We start from the raw sequence: 17,723 nt of genomic DNA, 5'->3' as shown, positions 1-17,723 counted from the left end.
CAAGGAGGAGCCGTTGTGACGCTGCCCGAGCCTCACACCGAATCGCCCGCCCCGCAGCAGGGCAGGCGCACCGTGGTCCACCGCGCCGTGGCCGTCGTCGTCGCCCTGGCGATGGCGCTCGCCGTCTCGCTCGTCCTCGTCCCCGACAGCGAGGGCGCGCCGAAGTTCAACGTGCGCTGCGACGAGCTCGTCGACGGGATCGAGGGCGTCGCCGACCTCGCGGACCTGCCGGGCGGCGGCCTGCCCGACGCGTACGACGAGAAGATCGACGACTACGAGTACAAGAATCCCGCCGAGCAGTTCCGGGACCGCAAGGCACCGACCCAGGCGGAGCTCGACGCGCTGAAGGGCAGCTACGAGGACTTCGACCCGGGCACCGAGGACCACCTGCTGCGCCGGTGGAAGGCCTACGACGGCGAGTGGGGCTGGGAGCGGTGGCGGAACACCTACATCCCCGCCATCTCCAACGACTCCCGGGGCGACGGCTTCCACAAGAACGTCGCCAAGCGGCTCAAGCTCGGCGGCGCCGACTGGATGTGCGAGGACAACAAGCTCTGGAAGGAGAAGAACCTCGGCTACGAGCGCCGGTACGACTCGGTGAACCGCCAGCACAAGATCGCCTACGAGCTCAAGTCGGGAAACTCCCAGCTCAACATGGACCAGCTGCGGGCCGACCGCGCGCTGCGGGCCCAGGGCTGGCGCGTCGTGTACATCTTCAGCAAGGAGCCGAAGCCCGGCCAGCTCCGGCTGCTCCAGCAGTACGGCATCGAGCACACCAAGCTGCACTCCTCGGCCGTGCCCAGGAATCCGCAGAAGTCGCCGAGCAACGCGATGAACCCCCCGTGCAAGCCCGGCGCCCAGCCGTCGACGCTGTCGACGTCGGCCGCGGCCTGCCCCCGGCGCTCGACCGCAGGACCCGCGAAGCAGCTCGCGACCGAGTCGGGCCGCAACGCCGCCGACGCCCGCGAGGCCCAGCGGATCCGCAACGACCTCTCGCGGGACCTGCGGCGACCGGGCTTCGGCGCGCAGCGGCCGGGAGGCATCGACTGGAGGTCGCTCGAGCTGAAGTACGTCTCCGACGACCCGAAGAACGACGACTACAGCTACGCCTTCTCGGCCGACGAGCTGCCCGACGACGGCGAGGCCGAGCCCGGCTTCGGCGGCGAGGCGGCGCTCGACCTGTCGTCCGACGCCCTGTTCACGTGGCTCGCGCTCGACTCCAGCCAGTTCTGGGTGAACCTCAACCCGGACACCCCGGAGACCATCGTCGACAAGGAGTTCGGCACGACGGACGCCGGTCGGGTGCTCCTCGAGGCCGACCTCGAGATGAAGAAGTCGCTGACCGACCTGTCGAACCCCGAGACGGAGCTGGGCAAGAAGCACTGGGACTCCCTGGAGCGCACCGAGGACGGGGTGATCTGCTACGACTGGACCCGGCTGTGGATCGAGCCGCAGCCCGCGAAGGTCCGCACGGACGGCGACCAGCTCTACATCCTCGACGCCCCGCTGCAGGTGCAGATCGAGCCGTTCGAGATCGACTGGACGGTGCCCGGCGAGGAGCCCTGCACCGAGACCGCCCCGAAGGACATGGTCGAGCGCAACACCCAGCGCATCGTCGACGACTTCGAGCAGCCGCTCGAGGACTACGTCAACACCGCCCCGGAGTTCGCCGACCTGCGGCGCGTCTACACCGCCCGCGTGGCGGCGGAGTGGATCAAGGACCGCGACGCGAAGCGCCCCGGCGCGTTCCACGACGTCATCGGCTCCGGCGACGTCTCGGCCTGGCCGGCACGGACGGACTACGACCCGCAGGACGTCTTCGACGAGCTCATGGACGTGCTCCAGACCGTGCAGTACCGGTACGAGTACGAGCACGGCAGCGCCGAGTACTACGTCGAGGTGATGGGTGGCATCGAGCTGCCCGACGCCCCGCGCGACCAGACGCCGAAGGCCGAGTTCGAGCGCGACCACCCCAAGCTCCCGCGCACCGTCCAGCGGGCGCGCCACGACACGGGTCGCGTCCCCGTCGAGGCGCAGCCGCAGGACGCGGTCGGCACGCTGGCCGAGGGCGCGGAGACCGTCGCCTGGCTCGGCGGCGGCACGCCCCTGCAGGCCGAGGAGCCGGGCCCCGACCCGACCGACCCGCCGGGTGACGGCGACGGCGGCGGCGGCGGGCCAGGCGACGGGAACGGCGGCGGGAACGGCGGCGGGCCGGGCGGGAACGACGGCGGCCCCGGCGGCGGCGCGGGCGACGACGACGCGGGCGGCGGTGGGCGCGACTCTCTGCCGTCGCGTGCCGACGGCCCTTCGCGCGCCGAGGCCCCGCCGTCCGACGTGGTCCCGAGCTCCGGGCCGATGCCGGCGACCGGCTTCGGCGACGCCTGGCTGGTCCCCGCGGCCCTGGTGCTCGTGCTCGCCGGGCTCGCGCTGGTGCTGGTGCGACGGCGGTGGACGGGCGGTCGCTGACCGCCCGCGGAGGGGTCCCTCTGCCCACGGCAGATGCGCTGCGGGCAGATACCCCTCCCACCGCCGGGCCGGTGAGCGCACCGTGGAGGCATGAGCACACCCCTCACGTCCCCTCCAGGATTCGACGACCAGCTCGCCGCGCGACTGCTGCACCAGCGCATCGTCGTCGTCGGCACCGAGATCGACGACGCGGTGGCCAACCGCGTCACGGCCCAGCTCCTGCTGCTGTCGGCCGAGGACCCCGTGGCCGACGTCGCCCTCTACGTCAACTCGCCCGGGGGGTCCGTGACCGCGGGCCTCGGCGTCTACGACACGATGCGGCTGCTGCCGAACGACGTCGTGACGGTGGGCTTCGGCTTCGCCGCGAGCATGGGCCAGTTCCTGCTCACCGCCGGCGCGAAGGGCAAGCGCTACGTGCTGCCCCACACCCGCGTGATGATGCACCAGCCCTCGGCCGGCATCGGCGGCACCGCCGTCGACATCGCGATCCAGGCCGAGAACCTGGAGCACACCAAGCGCGTCATGCACGAGCTGACCGCGAAGCACACCGGTCGCACCGTCGAGCAGATCGCCGCCGACGCCGACCGCGACCGCTGGTTCACCGCGTCCGAGGCGCTCGAGTACGGCCTGGTCGACCGGATCGTGGAGTCGGTCGAGGACGTGCGTCCCGCGGCCGCCGGCCGGAGGGCGGGGCTGTGATGCAGGAGCGCATGTCGAGCTACACGATCCCGAACGTCGTCGAGCGCACCCCGCTCGGCGAGCGCTACTCCGACGTCTTCAGCCGGCTGCTGCGGGACCGCATCATCTTCCTGGGGACGGAGATCGACGACGGCGTGGCGAACGTCGTCATGGCCCAGCTGCTGCACCTGGAGTCGGAGTCGCCGGAGACGGAGATCGGCCTGTACATCAACTCCCCCGGCGGCTCGGCCACGGCGATGACGGCCATCTACGACACCATGCAGTTCGTGCGCTCCGACGTGGCCACCACCTGCATGGGGCAGGCGGCGTCGGCGGCGGCCGTGCTGCTCGCCGCGGGCACCCCCGGCAAGCGGACCGTCCTGGAGCACTCCCGGGTGCTGCTGCACCAGCCGTCCACCCAGGGACAGGGGACGGTGTCCGACCTGGCGATCCAGGCGCGCGAGGTGCTGCGGCTGCGCGCCGAGACGGAGTCGCTGCTCGCGCGGCACACCGGGCAGTCCGTGGAACGGCTGCGCGCGGACACCGACCGCGACCTGCTGCTGTCGGCCCGCGAGGCCGTGGACTACGGGGTCGCGGACGCCGTCGTCACCTCGCGCAAGCTGACGGCGCCCGCCGCGGCCTGAGCGACCGACGTGCGTGCTGACATGATCCTTAAGACCTCTGTTTGAGGATCATGTCAGCACGCACGTTGCGGCGGCGGGTGCTCAGGCGGCGAGGGTGACCGTGTCCGACGTGGTGACCGTGCCCGACGTCGGGACCGAGCGGACGTGGCGGACCGGTGTCGACCGGTCGCGCGTGGACGTGAGCACGCGGACCTGCTGCTGCTCCACGCTCGCGGCGAGGGCGTCGTGGGCCTGGGCGACCAGGTCGACGAGCCGGATGCCGAGCGCCGTGCACACGGCGGCCAGCATCTCCGACGACGCCTCCTTGCGGCCCCGCTCCACCTCCGACAGGTACGCGGTCGACATGCGGGCCGCGGACGCGACCTCCTGCAGGGTGCGTCCCTGCCGCAGCCGCGCGCGACGCAGGATCGCTCCCACCAGGTGGCGCAGCAGCGGTTCACGCACCTGCTCCGTGCCCGTGGGGGCTCGCATCGCGGTCGTCATGCCGACGACGCTACCCGCGTCCGGCGCCCGACGGCTGCGCGACGGGCGTCGGACGTCGTCGTTCCGCTGTCGGCAGAAGGCGTCGCAGGCCGCCCGCCCGGCTGCTGCCCAGCAGCACTCCTCCGACCACGAGCGCGGCCCCCACGCCCTCGCCGGCGGTGACGCGCTCTCCGAGCACGAGCCACGCCGCCGTCATCCCCACGACGGGCACGAGCATCGAGAACGGCGCCACCACGCCGGCGGGGTGCCGCGTCATGAGCCACGTCCACACGCCCGACCCGAGCACCGTCGCCACCAGCACCGTGTACGCCAGCCCCAGCAGCGCGGCGACGGCACCGGGCTGGTCGAACGAGGTGAGCGAGGTCGCGATGCGGTCCGGGCCCTCCACGGCCAGCGACAGGGCCAGCATCGGCAGCGGCGGCACGACCGACATCCACAGCGTGAGGCGCAGCGGGCTGGCGGGCCGGGCCTGCCGGCTGCAGACGTTGCCGATCGCCCAGCCGAACGCACCCGCCAGGGTCAGCAGGAGGGGGACGAGGCTCGCGTGCTCGGCCCGCTGCCAGGCGACGAGCGTGAGGCCGCCGACGGCGACCAGGACGCCGGCCACCTGCCGTCCGCTCACCCGTTCGCGCAGGAACGTCGCGCCGAGCACCACCGTGAACGGGCCCGACATCTGCAGCACGAGGGACGCGAGCCCGGCGGGCATCCCGGCCGCCATGCCCCAGTACAGGAACAGGAACTGCAGGGTGCCGAAGCCGAGGCCGTAGCCCACCAGCCAGCGCACCGGCACCCCGGGCCACGGCACCAGCAGCACCGTCGGCACGGCGATGAGCCCGAAGCGCAGCGCGACGAGGAAGAACGGCGGGAAGTGCCCGAGGGAGACGTCGATGGCGATGAAGTTCAGCCCCCACATGAGGGCGACGAGGACGGCGAGCAGCCGGTGGCGGACGGGCATGCGTCCAGCGTCGCCACGAACATGCTGAAGGACAAGCGATGATTGGTTCACCGACGCTGTAGGTTGCCTTCATGGACGTGAGGCACCTCGAGCTGCTCCGCGAGCTGGCCGACCGCGGGAGCGTCACCGCGGTCGCGCGGGCCACGCACCGCACGCCGTCCGCCGTCTCGCAGCAGCTGCGCACCGCGCAGCGCGAGCTGCACACGGCGCTCGTCGAACCGGCCGGTCGCGGGCTGCGGCTCACCGAGGCGGGGCGGCTGCTGGCGGAGGGCGCGGCAGACGTCGCCGCCGCCGTCGAGCAGGTGCAGGCCCGCTGGGACGCGTTCCACGGCGAGCCGTCCGGCACGGTCAGCGTCGCCGCCCTGCCGAGCGCCGCGACCTTCCTGCTGCCCGGGGTGGTGCGCGACCTCGCCGGCACCTCGATCACGCTGCGCCTGACCGACACCGACATCGCCGAGGCCGAGTACGGCGGGCTCACCGCCGACCACGACGTCGTGGTCGCGCACAGCCTCACCAGCGTCCGTCCCGCCGGCACCGACGGCCTGGTGGTGGTCCCCCTGGCGCGCGAGCCGCTCGACATCGCGATGGCCACCGACCACCCGCTCGCGGCCGGCGAGGTCGTGCACCCCGCCGACCTCGCCGACTGCGACTGGATCGGCGTGCCGCCCGGCTTCCCGTTCGACACCGTGCTGCAGACACTCGAGCGGGTCACCGGCACCCGGCTGCGCATCGACCAGCGGCTGCGCGACAACCGCCTCATCGAGGCCCTGGTGTCCTCCAGCCGGCACGTCGCCGTGCTCCCCCGCTTCACCACCCCGACCGGCGACCGGCTCACCCTGCGCGAGCTCGCCGGCGTCGCGTCCGCGCGGCACGTCTCCGCCGTCCTGCGCCCCGACCGGGCCGAGCGCCTCGCCGTGCGCCGCGTCGTCGACGCCTTCGTCCGCGCGGCGGACGCCGTGACACGACAGCACACGGCGTGACCTCAGGCAAGGTGCCCCCGCCCGGATTCGAACCGGGACTGGACCGGGTTTAAGCCGGCTGCCTCTGCCAGTTGGGCTACGGGGGCGCTGGTGGGGCCAGGACACGAGAGCGGGCGCCCGGTCGGCCTCGGTGGAGGTCGACCCGGCGCCCGCTCACGGTACCGGTGGCCGGTCAGCCCTTCTCGGCGCGCGCGGCCGACGACTCGGCCTTCTGCTCGACCTTCTCCCCCGCGGGCTTCGGCGGCACGGACGCCTTGCGGAACTCGTCGCGCGGGTCGTGCAGCGAACCGAGCGAGACGATCTCCCGGCCCATGATGAACTGGCCGATCCAACCGATCATGATCCGCAGCTTGCGGTTGCCGGTCGGCATCGCCATCACGTGGTAGCCGCGGTGCGCCAGCCAGGCCAGCGGCCCGCGCAGCTTGAGGAAGCCGAACAGCTCCGCCACGCCCTTGTACATGCCGAGCGACGCCACGACGCCGACGCTCTTGTGCTTGTACTCGACCATCGGCTGCCCCTGGTACTGGGCGACGATGTTGTCCGCCAGCCGGGTGGCCTCACGGATCGCGTGCTGGGCGTTCGGCGGGCAGAAGCCGCCCGGGTTCAGCAGGTCCGGCACGGCGGCGCAGTCGCCGGCGGCCCAGGCGTCGGGCACGACCTCGCCGTTGCCGTCGTCGTCCATGGTCGCGACCTGCAGCGTCGGCAGCACCGTGACGCGGCCCATCCGGTCGAAGGGCAGGTCCGAGCGCTCCTTGATGACCGGGTTCGCCTTGACGCCCGCGGTCCAGACGATCGTGTCGGTGTCGAACTCGACGCCCGTGGAGGTCACCACGTGCCCGTCCACGCAGGACGACAGGAACGTGCTGAGGTGGAACTCGATGCCGCGCTTCTTCATCTCCTCGAGCGCCCACAGGCCCATGGGCTCGGAGACCTCGGGCAGGATGCGGCCGGCGCCCTCGATCATCACGAAGCGCAGGTCCTCGGCGTCGATCGTCGGGTAGTTGCGCGTCGCGTAGCGCGCCATGTCCTCGATCTCGGCGAGCGCCTCGATGCCGGCGAAGCCGCCGCCCACGAACGTGAAGGTCAGCATCCGCTTGCGCGCCTCGGCGTCCCAGGTGGACGACGCGACGTCCATCTTGTTGAGCACGTGGTTGCGGACGGCGATGGCCTCCTCGACGTTCTTGAAGCCGATCCCGTTCTCCGCGAGGCCCGGGATGGGCAGCGTGCGGGAGACGGAGCCGAGCCCGACGACCAGCTGGTCGTAGGAGACCTCGTAGTCCGGGCCCTCCTCCGGGTGGATCGTGACCTTCTTGTCGGCGTGGTCGATGTTCGCGACCATGCCCTGCAGCACGTCGACGCCCTTGAGCGCCTTGCGGTGCGGCGCGACGACGTCGCGGGCGTCGATCGAGCCCGCACCCGCCTCCGGCAGGAACGGGGCGTAGGTCATGTACGGCCGCGGGTCGACGACGACGATCGCCGCGTCGCGCTTCCCGAGCTTGCGGCGCAGGCGGCGCGCCACGTAGAGGCCGACGGACCCGCCGCCGAGGACCACGACACGAGGCACCTTGCGGGGCCGCGACGCCGGTGCGGGCGCGTCCTGGGCATGGGTGTCCGACGACAGAACGTTCTGAGGCATGCACTCAGTCTACGACCGCCCGCGGCGCTCGCAGTCGGGCCGTCCACCCTGCGACCGCGAGCTCAGGCGAGCGAGAGCGCGATGCCGTCGAGGATGTCGCTCTCGCTGGTCACGACCTGCGTCAACGCACCGCCCGCCGCGCCCTGCGACCTGGCGACGTCGTCGCGCACGCGGGTCACGACCTCCGCCCACACGAGCGCGCCGGCGCCGATGACGTCGGCCCGGCCGGGGTGCATGAACCCCAGCGCACGGCGCTCCTCGCGCGTGCGGTGCAGCAGGTCGTCGCAGGCGGCGAGGACGTCGTCCGTCGGCAGCACCGCGCCGTGCACCCGCTCCCGCTGGTAGCTCGGCAGCCGCAGCGCGTGCGCGGTGACGGACGTGACGGACCCGGCGAGGCCGACGAGGGTCACCGTCTCGCCGAAGGGCACGGTGCGCGCCGCGCCGTCCAGCGCGGCCCGGACGTCCGCGCGCGCGGCCTCGACCTCGTCGGGCACCGGCGGGTCGGAGTGCAGGTACCGCTCGGTCATCCGCACGGACCCGACGTCCAGCGAGAGGGCTGCCTTGGGCGTGCTGGTGCCGAGCACCAGCTCGGTCGACCCGCCGCCCAGGTCCACCACGAGGTAGGGCCCGGCGTGCCGCGACGCGACTCCCGCCGTCGCGCCCCGGAACGACAGCTCCGCCTCCTCGTCGCCGGACGCGACCTCCGGGTCGACACCGACGGCGTCGCGGACTCCCTCGGCGAACGCCGCCCGGTTGCGCGCGTCGCGGGTGGCGGACGTCGCGACGAAGCGGACGCGCGTGGCGCCCGCCTCGGCGATGACGCGGGCGTACTCGCGGGACGCGGCGAACGTGCGCTCCAGCGCCTCGGGCGCGAGCTCGCCTGTGCGGTCGACGCCCTGCCCCAGCCGGACGATCTGGAGGCGCCGGTCCACCTCCGTCAGGGTGCCGTCGGCGGCGACGTCCGCGACGAGGAGGCGGATGGAGTTGGTGCCGCAGTCGATCGCGGCAACGCGCGTGGTGGGGCTCGAAGTCACGGGCGACACTGTCTCATCCACCACCGACCGTCCGCCGGTCGAGCCGGCCGGTCGAGCCGGTCGGTCGAGCCCGCCGGTGCGTCAGCAGGTGCAGCGGTCGGGCCGCCACTGGTCGCGGACGCGGTCGAGCGCCTCGTCGCCGAGCGGGTTCACCCCGCGGCCGGCGGCCAGGGCGTGCCCCATGAGCACGTGCAGGCACTTGACCCGGGTGGGCATGCCGCCCGCGGAGATCCCGTCGATCTCGTCGACGTGGCCCAGCTCCTCGCGGCGCGCCAGGTAGTGCTCGTGCGCCCGCCGGTACGCCGCCGCGAGCTCGGGGTCCTCGCCGAGCCGCGCCGTCATCTCCTTCATCACACCCTCGGCCTCGAGCCGCGACGCCGCCGCCACCGCGCCTGGGTGCGTGAGGTAGTAGGTGGTCGGGAACGGCGTGCCGTCAGGCAGGCGCGGGGCCGTGCGCACGACGAGCGGCCGGCCGCACACGCAGCGCGCGGCGATGCCGACCACCCCGCGCGGGGTGCGGCCGAGCTGCTCGGCGAGCACCTGGAGGTCGCCGTCGGTCACGGCGGTCGAGCCGGCGGACGGGTCGGTGGACGGGTCGACGGCGGGGCTGCCGGGGGTCGGGTCGGTCACGGGTACCTCGGGTGCGGTCGCGGGCGGGAGCAGCCCCATTCTCCCCGACCCGCGACCGCTCGGCTCACGCGGCGTCGGCCGCGACGACGTCCGGCCGGTCGGCGATGCGCTCGACCCGCCCGACCATGAAGACGTACACCGCGATCCCGACGAGCGTCACCGCCGTGATGTACGCGAAGCCGGGCGCGAAGCTCGTCTCGCTCACGAGGAACCCGATGACGATCGGCGTCGCGATCGACGACAGGTTGCCGATGAAGTTGAACATCCCGCCCGTGGTGCCGAGCAGCCGCTGCGGCGCGAGCGCCGACACCAGGGACCAGGTGATGGACGCGAACCCGTTGCCGAAGAACGCCACGGACAGGAACAGGATCACCAGCGCCGTGCTGTCGGTGAAGTTGGCCCCGATGATCACCGTGGACAGCACCAGGCCGGTGATGATCGGCGCCTTGCGCGCGAACCCGACCGACCGGCCGCGCTTCAGCAGCGCGTCGGACACCACCCCGGACAGGAGCACCCCGACCAGCGCCGCGACGTACGGCAGCGACACGAGGAACCCGGACTGGATGTAGTCCATGCCGCGGTAGTCCACGAGGTACGTGGGGAACCAGGTGAGGAAGAACCACATGGTCGACGTCAGGCAGAACTGCCCGAGGTAGATGCCCCAGAGCTTGCGCGAGCGCAGCACGTGGGCGAAGTCGCGCAGGTCGACCTTCTTGCGGTTCGTCGCCCGGGTCTGCGCCTCGACGTCGACCAGGCCGCCGCCGTCGGCGATGTACGCGACCTCGGCGTCGTTGGCCCGCGACTCGCGCGGCTCGCGGTACGCGACGTACCAGACCACGCCCCACACGACCCCGACACCGCCCGTGGCGATGAAGACCCAGTGCCAGCTGAAGGCCGTCTGCAGCCAGGTCAGGACCGGCGTGAGCAGCGCCAGGCCGATGAACTGGCCCGACGTGTAGAACCCGATGACGGTCGCCCGCTCCCGGTCGGGGAACCACGTCGTGGCCACCCGGTTGTTGATCGGGTAGGCGGGCGCCTCGAGCATCCCGACCATCAGGCGCAGGCAGATCAGCGCCACGAACCCGCCCGCGACGCCCATGAACGCCGTCGCCAGCGACCACAGCACCAGGCACACCGGGTACAGCACCCGGGGAGGGACGCGGTCGATGAGCCAGCCGCCCGGGATCTGCATCGCGGCGTACGTCCAGCCGAAGGCGCTGAGCAGCAGGCCTTGCATCTGCGGCGTGAGCTCGAGCTCGGCCGCGATGGCCGGCATGGCGACCGAGAGGTTCGCCCGGTCGAGGTAGTTGATGACGACCGTGACGAAGAGCATCACGGCGATGAGCACGCGCGCGCGGGACGCCTGGCGGCGGACCGCGGGGGCGACGGTGCGCTGGGCGTTGCCGATCGACATCCGCCTCACCACTCCGCGAACGAGCCGTCGGTGTGCCGCCACACGGGGTTGCGCCACCGGTGCCCGACGGCGGCCCGCTCGCGGACGTAGTCCTCGTCCACCTCGATGCCGAGGCCCGGGCCACGGGGGATCTCGACCGCGCCGTCCGCGTAGGCGAAGACCGTCGGGTCGGCGACGTAGTCGAGCAGGTCGTTGGAGGTGTTGTAGTGGATGCCCAGGCTCTGCTCCTGGATCACCGCGTTGTACGCGACGGCGTCGAGCTGCAGGCAGGCCGCGAGCGCGATCGGCCCCAGCGGGCAGTGCGGCGCGACCGCGATGTCGTAGGCCTCCGCCATCGCGGCGATCTTGCGCACCTCGGTGATGCCGCCGGCGTGCGAGAGGTCGGGCTGGATGACGTCGACGACGCCGCTGGTGATGACGTCCTTGAAGTCCCAGCGCGAGAACAGCCGCTCCCCCAGCGCGATCGGCGTGCTGGAGCTGCGCAGCACGTCCGCGATCCCGTCGACGTGCTCGGACAGCACCGGCTCCTCGACGAACATCAGGTGGTAGGGCTCCAGCGCCTCGAGCAGCACCCGCGCCATGGGCCGGTGCACGCGCCCGTGGAAGTCGACGCCGATCCCGACGTCCGGGCCCACGGCCTCGCGCACCGCGGCGACGTTGGCCACGACCTTCTCGACCTTGTCGCGCGTGTCGAGGAACTGCAGCTCCTCCGGGCCGTTCATCTTGACGGCGCTGAACCCGCGCCCGACGGCCTCCTTCGCGGCCGCCGCGGTCTCCGCCGGGCGGTCGCCGCCGATCCACGAGTACACCTTGATGCGGTCGCGGACGCGGCCGCCCAGCAGCTCGTGCACGGGCACCCCGAGCGCCTTGCCCTTGATGTCCCACAGCGCCTGGTCGATGCCGGCGAGCGCGCTCATGTGGATCCCGCCGCCCCGGTAGAACCCGGAGCGGTACAGCACCGTCCAGTGGTCCTCGATCTGGCGCGGGTCCTTGCCGACCAGGTAGTCGGCCAGCTCCTCGACGGCGGCTGCGACGCTCGCCGCGCGCCCTTCCAGGACCGGCTCGCCCCAGCCGACGATCCCTTCGTCGGTCTCGATCTTCAGGAACAGCCAGCGCGGCGGGACGACGAATGTCGTCATCGACGTGATCTTCACAGCATCTCTCTCAGCTTCGTCGCTCGTTCGGTCTCAGGTCGTGCTCGGTCAGCGCTCTGTCGCGCTCTGCCGGGTGGCGCTCACCCAGGCCTGCACGAACGCGGCGGCCCGGTCGCCGACCGTGCCGGGCGCGTCGCCCGGCCGGTACAGCGAGGTGCCGATGCCGGCGCCGGCCGCGCCCGCGCGCGCCCAGTCGCCGAGGTTCCCGGCGTCGACCCCGCCGACGGGGACCAGGGCGGCCCCGGCGGGCAGGACGCTCGCCCACGCGCGCATGCCGGCGGTGCCGACCGCGGTGGCGGGGAAGATCTTGACCGCGTCGGCCCCGGCGTCCAGGGCCGCGAACGCCTCGGTCGGCGTCGCCGCCCCCGGGTAGCTCTCCAGCCCGAGCCGGACGGTCTCGGCGACGACGTCGGGCCGGGTGTTCGGCGAGACGACGAGCGACGCGCCCGCGTCGGCGGCCCGGCGCACGTCGTCGGGCGTGAGCACGGTGCCCGCTCCCACCCGGGCGTCCGGGCCCGCGGCGGCGCGGATGCGGCGGACGGACTCGAGCGGCTCGGGCGAGTTGAGCGGCACCTCGACGGCGTCGAACCCGGCCGCGAGGACCGCGGTCGCGACGTCGCCGGCCTCGGCGGGTGTGACGCCCCGCAGGATGGCGACGAGGCCGACGGTTCGGTGGGTCATGGCTGGTCCTCCAGGATCGGTGGTGCGGTGCGTGCGACGAGGCCGGCGTCCAGGGCGACTCGCCAGAGGCCGCGCGCGGCGGCGTCCTCGTCCACCGTGCGGACGGGGACGCCGGCACGCTCGAGCGCGAGCCGGTAGCGGGGGGCGGTCGAGCCGGAGCCGCAGACGGCGACGCCGCCGAGGGCCTCGCCGGGCGGGCCGGCGGAGCGCAGCGCGTGCCGCACCTCGGCGCCCACGAGCAGGCCCGACACGTAGTCGGCCACCTCGTCCGGCCGCAGGTCGCCGGCCATGACGAGGGTGCGTGCCGTGAACAGCAGGGCGGGCAGCCCGCGCTCGTCCCCGCGGGCCGCCTCGACCTCGAGCCCGCGGACGAACGCGCCGGAGCCGCGCCCGTCCGGCGACGCCGCACCCGGGCCGCCGTCGGAGAGCCGGGCGAGGATGCTGTCGCGCATCAGCAGGCCGTACAGCTCGCCGGTCATGGCGGTGCTGAAGCCCGTGACGCGCCGGCCGTCCAGCCGCACCCACTTGGAGTGGGTGCCGGGCAGCACCACCGTGGTCACCGGCTCGGGGGCGTCGAGCGCGCCGACCAGCTGGACCTCCTCGCCCCGCATGACGTCCGGGTCCGGCCCCGTGACCCGCAGCCCGGGGACGAGGTGCACGGCGCGTCCGGTCGTGGCGACCGTCGTCAGCCGGCCGGCGAGGTCGCCGAGATCGGCCGGGACGTCGAGGTACCCGGCCTCGGCCCAGCCGTGGTTGGAGCCCGCCATCCCCGCGCACAGCACGGGCGCCGCCGGGTGCTGCCTCAGCCAGGGGCCGACCAGGCGCAGGAACGTCCGCTCGAAGGCGGCCGCCCGCTCCCGGGCGTCGTCGGTGCCTTCCGAGCACCGCAGGGTGCCGTCGGAGGTGCGGGCCTGCTCCAGCACCCGCCCCTCGGGGTCGAGGAGCCAGGCGCGGAAGGTCGTCGTGCCCCAGTCGAGGGCCACGAGCGCGGCGTCGGGCCGCCGTACGTCGTCGGACATGCCCCGGACGCTAGGACGACCGTCCCGATATTGAGAACCGCGTCCCGATAATAGGGATACGGTGACGCCCATGAACCCCGCCCCACCGCCCGGCACCCAGACGCTCGCCCGCGGCATCGCCGTCGTGGACGCGGTCGCCCGCGGCCACTCCCGCCTGCGCGACATCTCCGCCGAGGTCGGCGTCGGGCGCAGCACCACCCACCGGCTGCTCCAGCTGCTGCGGTCGTCGGGGTACCTCCGCCAGCTCGACGACGGCGCCTACGCCCTGGGACCCGCGCTCATCGAGCTCGGCTACCAGGCCCTCCAGGAGAACCCCGTGACGTCCGTCGCGACACCCGTGCTGCGGACCCTCGCCGCGCAGGTGCACGACACCGTGCACCTCGCCATCGAGGACCGCGGGCAGGTGCTCTACCTGGACAAGATCCCCGGCACGCGCGGCGCCCAGATGCGCTCGCAGGTCGGGCACCGCATGCCCCTCACCCGCACCGGGATCGGCAAGGCCCTGCTGCTCGACAGCCCCGGCCGGTGGAGCGAGACCTTCGTCGCCGAGCGTCGCGTGGTGGACACCGACCTGGCGCCGGCCGACGACGTGCTCACCCCGGACGCCTTCGTCACCGTCATGCAGGCCTCCGCGGCCCGCGGCGTGGCGTTCGACCTGGAGGAGAACGAGCCGGGCATCCTCTGCGTCGCCGCCCCCGTGCGCGACACGTCGGGGTCGATCGTCGCCGCCGTCAGCGTCTCCGCGACCCGCCCGTACATGCCGCCGCAACGCCTCGAGACCCTCGCGCCCGTCGTGCTCGACGCCGCCGGCCGCATCTCCACCGGGCTCGGGTACCGCGGGTCGCGGGCCTGAGCGCCGTCAGCCGCCGGCGCCGTCGGCGACCTGCACCGACTCCCAGACCGACTGGTACCAGGGCACTCCCGGCCCCGCCGACGTGCCCACCGGGCCGGCGTCCACCGCCTCGCCGGTGACGGGGTCGACGTCGTCCGGGCCCGCCGCGTCCGGGTCCACGACGCGCCACACCCGGTCCGACGGCATGACGTAGCTCAGCCGCGAGCGGGCCTGCTCCTCCACGTACGAGCGGTCGTCCCAGCGGTCGAGCTCGACCGTCAGCCGCTCGCGCTCGGTCTGGTTGGCGGCGAGCTCGGCGCGCAGCCGGTCGAGGTCGCCCGCCTGCTGCACCGCCCCGCGCACCGTCGGCAGCAGCAGCACCACCGCGAGCAGCACCACCACCGACAGCACCAGCAGCCGGACCGTCAGCACCTCGGGCAGCACGAGCCCGTAGCGGCTGCGGCGACGCTCGTCCCTCGCGGGGCCGGCCGGCCGCCTCGAGCCGCGGCCCGACGACGCCCGCGAGGTCGCGGCCTTGGTGGACCCGGTCGCCTTGGTGGACTTCGTGGACCTCGGCGACGATGACGTCGACGTCTTCGACGACTTCGACCCGCTCTTGGTGTTCTTGGTCGTCTTCGAGGCGGGCGGCGCCCCCACCGCACCGTTCGCCGTGGTCGTGGGGCGGGCCGCACGGGAACCGGTGGGGCGCGACCCGGCACCTCCGCGCGCGCCGCCGGGTCGCGACGCCGGGCGGCGCGAGGGCGGCGGGGTCGGGCGACGGGAGGGCACCCCCTGATTCTGCCGATACCGGACGCCACCGCCGTGGAGGGTCGTCGGCGCGCCCCCTCCCCGACGTGGGGCGACGACGGCCGGCCACCCCCGTGGGGTGACCGGCCGTCGTCGGACGTGCGGGGAGCTGGCGCTCCGGGCGTCAGCCCTGGAAGCGCGGGAAGGCGCTGCGGCCGGCGTACCGGCCGGCGTCGTCGAGGGCCTCCTCGATGCGCAGGAGCTGGTTGTACTTGTTGATGCGCTCGCCGCGGGCGGTGGCGCCGGTCTTGATCTGGCCGGCGTTGGTGGCCACGGACAGGTCCGCGATGGTGGTGTCCTCGGTCTCGCCGGAGCGGTGCGAGGTCATCGTGGTGAAGCCGTTGCGCTGCGCGAGCGTGACGGCGTCGAGCGTCTCGGTGAGCGTGCCGATCTGGTTGAGCTTGACCAGCAGGGAGTTCGCGGCCTTGAGCTCGATGCCCTTGGCGAGGCGCTCCGGGTTGGTGACGAACAGGTCGTCGCCGACGACCTGGACCTTGTCGCCGACCTCGGTGACGAACTGCGACCAGGCGCCCCACTCGTCCTCGGACAGCGGGTCCTCGATCGACACGATCGGGTAGCTGGCGACCATGCTCTCGTAGAGCTTGATCATGTCCTCGGTCGAGTGCACCTCGCCGTTCTTGAAGCGGTACGCACCGTCCTTGAAGAACTCGGTGGCGGCGACGTCCATCGCGATCGCGACATCGGAGCCCGGGGCGAAGCCGGCCTTCTCGATCGCCTCCACGATCAGGTCGAGCGCGGCGACGTTCGAGGGCAGGTCGGGGGCGAAGCCGCCCTCGTCGCCGAGCCCGGTCGCGAAGCCCTTGGCCTTCAGCACGCTCTTGAGGGCGTGGTAGACCTCGGTGCCCGTGCGCAGGGCCTCCTTGAACGTGGGCGCGCCGATCGGCGCGATCATGAACTCCTGGAAGTCGACCGTGGAGTCGGCGTGGGAGCCGCCGTTGATGATGTTCATCATCGGCACCGGCAGCACGTGCGCGTTGGGGCCGCCGACGTAGCGGAACAGGTCGAGGCCCGCGCTCTTGGCGGCGGCCTTGGCCACGGCGAGCGAGACGCCGAGGATCGCGTTCGCGCCCAGCTTGCCCTTGTTCGGGGTGCCGTCCAGCTCGATGAGGGTCTGGTCGATGATGCGCTGCTCCTCGGCGTCGTAGCCGATGAGCTCGGGGGCGATGTCGTCGATGACGGCGTTCACGGCGCCCTCGACACCCTTGCCCAGGTAGCGACCCTTGTCGCCGTCACGACGCTCGACGGCCTCGAAGGCACCGGTCGAGGCGCCCGACGGGACCGCGGCGCGGGCGAACGTGCCGTCGTCCAGCGCGATCTCCACCTCCACGGTGGGGTTGCCGCGCGAGTCCAGGATCTCGCGTGCTCCAACGGCTTCGATGCTTGCCACAGGTGCTCCTTCAGACGGGGGCTCGCAGGCACCTCGCGGCCGGCCCAGGCGAGTACCCGGGACCGCGGACGCCCGCGACGCTGCTGGGTTGACGCCCCCAGCCTAGACCGGGCCGGCCCCAGGGTCTCCCGCGACCACAGGGCGGGCGCCCACCGCTACCGTGAGGGAGGTGGACGGATTCTGGGACTTCGTCGGTTCCTACTGGTGGCTGGTCTTCCCCCTCAGCGGCATCGTCGGCGGCTGGGTCAAGGGCGCCCAGAAGTGGGACGAGCGCCGCCGCCGGGACAAGATCGAGATGTACCGGATCAAGCACGCCGGCGCCCAGGCCGCGAAGGAGTCCGAGGAGGCGCTCACCAGCGAGATCCAGCGGACGCTGGCCGAGCACGACGAGGTCGAGCGCCGCTGGCTCGACTACGAGCTCGACGCCGTCAAGGTCCTCGAGTACCCGGTCATGACGGACATGCGCGAGCAGGTGACCGTCGACTTCCACCGCGCCAGGCGGGACGCCGAGGGGCTGCGTCCGCAGGACCCGGACGAGCTCCGCGACCGCCCCCGCCTGGACCGGTACCGCGCCGCGGTCCGCGAGCTGCAGACGCGTTTCGACGTCGCCGAGCGGGAGGCGAAGCGACGCCGCGCCTCCGACTTCTCCCCGGCGGAGCGCCAGGCCCTCGACCGGGCGAAGACGCTCCTCGCGCTCGCCGACGACGAGGGGGCCACCCACGCCGAGCGGCAGTCGGCCTACCGGCGGGCCGTCAAGGAGCTCGAGGGGATCGTCGCCCTGCCCGACGCCGCGACCGAGGCGCTCGAGCAGCGCATCGCCGGGCTGCTCGGCCAGGGCGCCGAGCACGAGGGCGGCGATCCCGGGGCCGGGCCCGCTCGGCCCTGACCGCTGCGTCGCAACT

General features: G+C 73.3%; 18 protein-coding genes and 1 tRNA gene. 7 read left to right on the top strand and 12 right to left on the bottom strand.

What is annotated here, in order from left to right; translation table 11 throughout:
• Positions 1-15 precede the first annotated feature (15 nt).
• The 3 genes from IEW03_RS13635 to IEW03_RS13625 all read left to right on the top strand — a co-directional run bounded on the left by IEW03_RS13635 (position 16) and on the right by IEW03_RS13625 (position 3,788).
• A complete protein-coding gene (locus IEW03_RS13635; RefSeq protein ID WP_188524250.1) occupies positions 16-2,466 on the top strand; it encodes a hypothetical protein in 2,451 nt (816 codons plus the stop codon).
• Positions 2,467-2,556: 90 nt separating this feature from the next.
• Positions 2,557-3,165: a ClpP family protease gene (locus tag IEW03_RS13630; protein ID WP_188524249.1), complete on the top strand. Its 609-nt coding sequence runs from the start codon at positions 2,557-2,559 to the stop codon at positions 3,163-3,165.
• An 11-nt stretch (positions 3,166-3,176) separates the two neighbouring features.
• The gene (locus IEW03_RS13625; protein WP_188524248.1) at positions 3,177-3,788 is read left to right on the top strand and encodes a ClpP family protease; all 612 of its coding nucleotides are present in this window, start codon (positions 3,177-3,179) and stop codon (positions 3,786-3,788) included.
• Positions 3,789-3,869: 81 nt separating this feature from the next.
• Here IEW03_RS13625 and IEW03_RS13620 read toward each other — a convergent pair whose 3' ends face one another.
• Together IEW03_RS13620 and IEW03_RS13615 are read right to left on the bottom strand one after the other, a co-directional pair.
• The gene (locus tag IEW03_RS13620; RefSeq protein WP_229738025.1) at positions 3,870-4,271 is read right to left on the bottom strand and encodes a helix-turn-helix domain-containing protein; all 402 of its coding nucleotides are present in this window, start codon (positions 4,269-4,271) and stop codon (positions 3,870-3,872) included.
• Positions 4,272-4,281: 10 nt separating this feature from the next.
• Complete coding sequence (locus IEW03_RS13615) at positions 4,282-5,226, bottom strand: EamA family transporter (RefSeq protein ID WP_188524247.1); 945 nt, start codon at positions 5,224-5,226, stop codon at positions 4,282-4,284.
• 71 nt (positions 5,227-5,297) lie between these two features.
• On the opposite strand from IEW03_RS13615, the gene IEW03_RS13610 reads away from it, so the two are divergent.
• The gene (locus IEW03_RS13610) at positions 5,298-6,206 is read left to right on the top strand and encodes a LysR family transcriptional regulator (protein ID WP_188524246.1); all 909 of its coding nucleotides are present in this window, start codon (positions 5,298-5,300) and stop codon (positions 6,204-6,206) included.
• A gap of 12 nt (positions 6,207-6,218) precedes the next feature.
• Here the strand turns inward: IEW03_RS13610 and IEW03_RS13605 are convergent.
• From IEW03_RS13605 to IEW03_RS13570, 8 genes are all read right to left on the bottom strand, one after another.
• Positions 6,219-6,292 (bottom strand) — tRNA-Leu (locus tag IEW03_RS13605).
• A gap of 86 nt (positions 6,293-6,378) precedes the next feature.
• Positions 6,379-7,842: an NAD(P)/FAD-dependent oxidoreductase gene (locus IEW03_RS13600; RefSeq protein WP_188524245.1), complete on the bottom strand. Its 1,464-nt coding sequence runs from the start codon at positions 7,840-7,842 to the stop codon at positions 6,379-6,381.
• A gap of 62 nt (positions 7,843-7,904) precedes the next feature.
• Positions 7,905-8,876 (bottom strand): Ppx/GppA phosphatase family protein, encoded by a 972-nt coding sequence (locus IEW03_RS13595; protein WP_188524244.1) that lies wholly within the window; start codon positions 8,874-8,876, stop codon positions 7,905-7,907.
• 81 nt (positions 8,877-8,957) lie between these two features.
• A complete protein-coding gene (locus IEW03_RS13590; RefSeq protein ID WP_229738017.1) occupies positions 8,958-9,506 on the bottom strand; it encodes a DUF501 domain-containing protein in 549 nt (182 codons plus the stop codon).
• A gap of 64 nt (positions 9,507-9,570) precedes the next feature.
• Positions 9,571-10,920 (bottom strand): MFS transporter, encoded by a 1,350-nt coding sequence (locus tag IEW03_RS13585; RefSeq protein WP_188524243.1) that lies wholly within the window; start codon positions 10,918-10,920, stop codon positions 9,571-9,573.
• Positions 10,921-10,925: 5 nt separating this feature from the next.
• Complete coding sequence (gene dgoD / locus IEW03_RS13580; RefSeq protein ID WP_443093550.1) at positions 10,926-12,059, bottom strand: galactonate dehydratase; 1,134 nt, start codon at positions 12,057-12,059, stop codon at positions 10,926-10,928.
• Positions 12,060-12,122: 63 nt separating this feature from the next.
• Entirely contained in the window at positions 12,123-12,755 is a 633-nt protein-coding gene (locus tag IEW03_RS13575) for a 2-dehydro-3-deoxy-6-phosphogalactonate aldolase (protein ID WP_188524241.1), read from the bottom strand.
• Positions 12,752-13,774 carry a 2-dehydro-3-deoxygalactonokinase gene (locus tag IEW03_RS13570; protein ID WP_188524240.1) on the bottom strand — a complete coding sequence of 341 codons (1,023 nt, stop codon included), beginning with the start codon at positions 13,772-13,774 and terminating at the stop codon, positions 12,752-12,754. The genes IEW03_RS13575 and IEW03_RS13570 overlap by 4 nt, the downstream gene beginning before the upstream one ends.
• Before the next feature lie 70 nt (positions 13,775-13,844).
• Between IEW03_RS13570 and IEW03_RS13565 the strand changes: the two genes are divergently transcribed.
• Positions 13,845-14,627: an IclR family transcriptional regulator gene (locus IEW03_RS13565; protein WP_188524239.1), complete on the top strand. Its 783-nt coding sequence runs from the start codon at positions 13,845-13,847 to the stop codon at positions 14,625-14,627.
• A 6-nt stretch (positions 14,628-14,633) separates the two neighbouring features.
• Here IEW03_RS13565 and IEW03_RS13560 read toward each other — a convergent pair whose 3' ends face one another.
• Positions 14,634-15,050 carry an FtsB family cell division protein gene (locus IEW03_RS13560; RefSeq protein WP_188524238.1) on the bottom strand — a complete coding sequence of 139 codons (417 nt, stop codon included), beginning with the start codon at positions 15,048-15,050 and terminating at the stop codon, positions 14,634-14,636.
• Positions 15,051-15,141: 91 nt separating this feature from the next.
• Here IEW03_RS13560 and IEW03_RS13555 point away from each other — a divergent pair, with 91 nt between their 5' ends.
• Complete coding sequence (locus IEW03_RS13555; RefSeq protein ID WP_188524237.1) at positions 15,142-15,402, top strand: hypothetical protein; 261 nt, start codon at positions 15,142-15,144, stop codon at positions 15,400-15,402.
• A 135-nt stretch (positions 15,403-15,537) separates the two neighbouring features.
• Here the strand turns inward: IEW03_RS13555 and eno are convergent, their stop codons facing one another.
• Complete coding sequence (gene eno, locus IEW03_RS13550) at positions 15,538-16,821, bottom strand: phosphopyruvate hydratase (RefSeq protein ID WP_188524236.1); 1,284 nt, start codon at positions 16,819-16,821, stop codon at positions 15,538-15,540.
• Positions 16,822-16,990: 169 nt separating this feature from the next.
• Between eno and IEW03_RS13545 the strand changes: the two genes are divergently transcribed.
• Positions 16,991-17,707: a hypothetical protein gene (locus IEW03_RS13545; protein WP_188524235.1), complete on the top strand. Its 717-nt coding sequence runs from the start codon at positions 16,991-16,993 to the stop codon at positions 17,705-17,707.
• The last annotated feature ends 16 nt before the right edge of the window (positions 17,708-17,723 follow it).

Source organism: Isoptericola cucumis, assembly GCF_014635665.1.
Classification (GTDB): Bacteria; Actinomycetota; Actinomycetes; order Actinomycetales; family Cellulomonadaceae; genus Isoptericola; species Isoptericola cucumis.
Note: the sequence above shows the minus strand (reverse complement) of the source record. Positions and strands in the feature narration are given on the sequence as shown.

Excerpts from the sequence above, each read along its gene's own strand:
- IEW03_RS13585 (WP_188524243.1), bottom strand. The coding sequence starts at position 10,920 with ATGTCGATCGGCAACGCCCAGCGCACCGTCGCCCCCGCGGTCCGCCGC.
- IEW03_RS13565 (WP_188524239.1), top strand. The coding sequence starts at position 13,845 with ATGAACCCCGCCCCACCGCCCGGCACCCAGACGCTCGCCCGCGGCATC.
- dgoD (WP_443093550.1), bottom strand. The coding sequence starts at position 12,059 with ATGACGACATTCGTCGTCCCGCCGCGCTGGCTGTTCCTGAAGATCGAG.
- IEW03_RS13630 (WP_188524249.1), top strand. The coding sequence starts at position 2,557 with ATGAGCACACCCCTCACGTCCCCTCCAGGATTCGACGACCAGCTCGCC.
- IEW03_RS13615 (WP_188524247.1), bottom strand. The coding sequence starts at position 5,226 with ATGCCCGTCCGCCACCGGCTGCTCGCCGTCCTCGTCGCCCTCATGTGG.
- IEW03_RS13575 (WP_188524241.1), bottom strand. The coding sequence starts at position 12,755 with ATGACCCACCGAACCGTCGGCCTCGTCGCCATCCTGCGGGGCGTCACA.
- IEW03_RS13570 (WP_188524240.1), bottom strand. The coding sequence starts at position 13,774 with ATGTCCGACGACGTACGGCGGCCCGACGCCGCGCTCGTGGCCCTCGAC.
- IEW03_RS13625 (WP_188524248.1), top strand. The coding sequence starts at position 3,177 with ATGTCGAGCTACACGATCCCGAACGTCGTCGAGCGCACCCCGCTCGGC.
- IEW03_RS13620 (WP_229738025.1), bottom strand. The coding sequence starts at position 4,271 with ATGACGACCGCGATGCGAGCCCCCACGGGCACGGAGCAGGTGCGTGAA.
- IEW03_RS13610 (WP_188524246.1), top strand. The coding sequence starts at position 5,298 with ATGGACGTGAGGCACCTCGAGCTGCTCCGCGAGCTGGCCGACCGCGGG.
- IEW03_RS13600 (WP_188524245.1), bottom strand. The coding sequence starts at position 7,842 with ATGCCTCAGAACGTTCTGTCGTCGGACACCCATGCCCAGGACGCGCCC.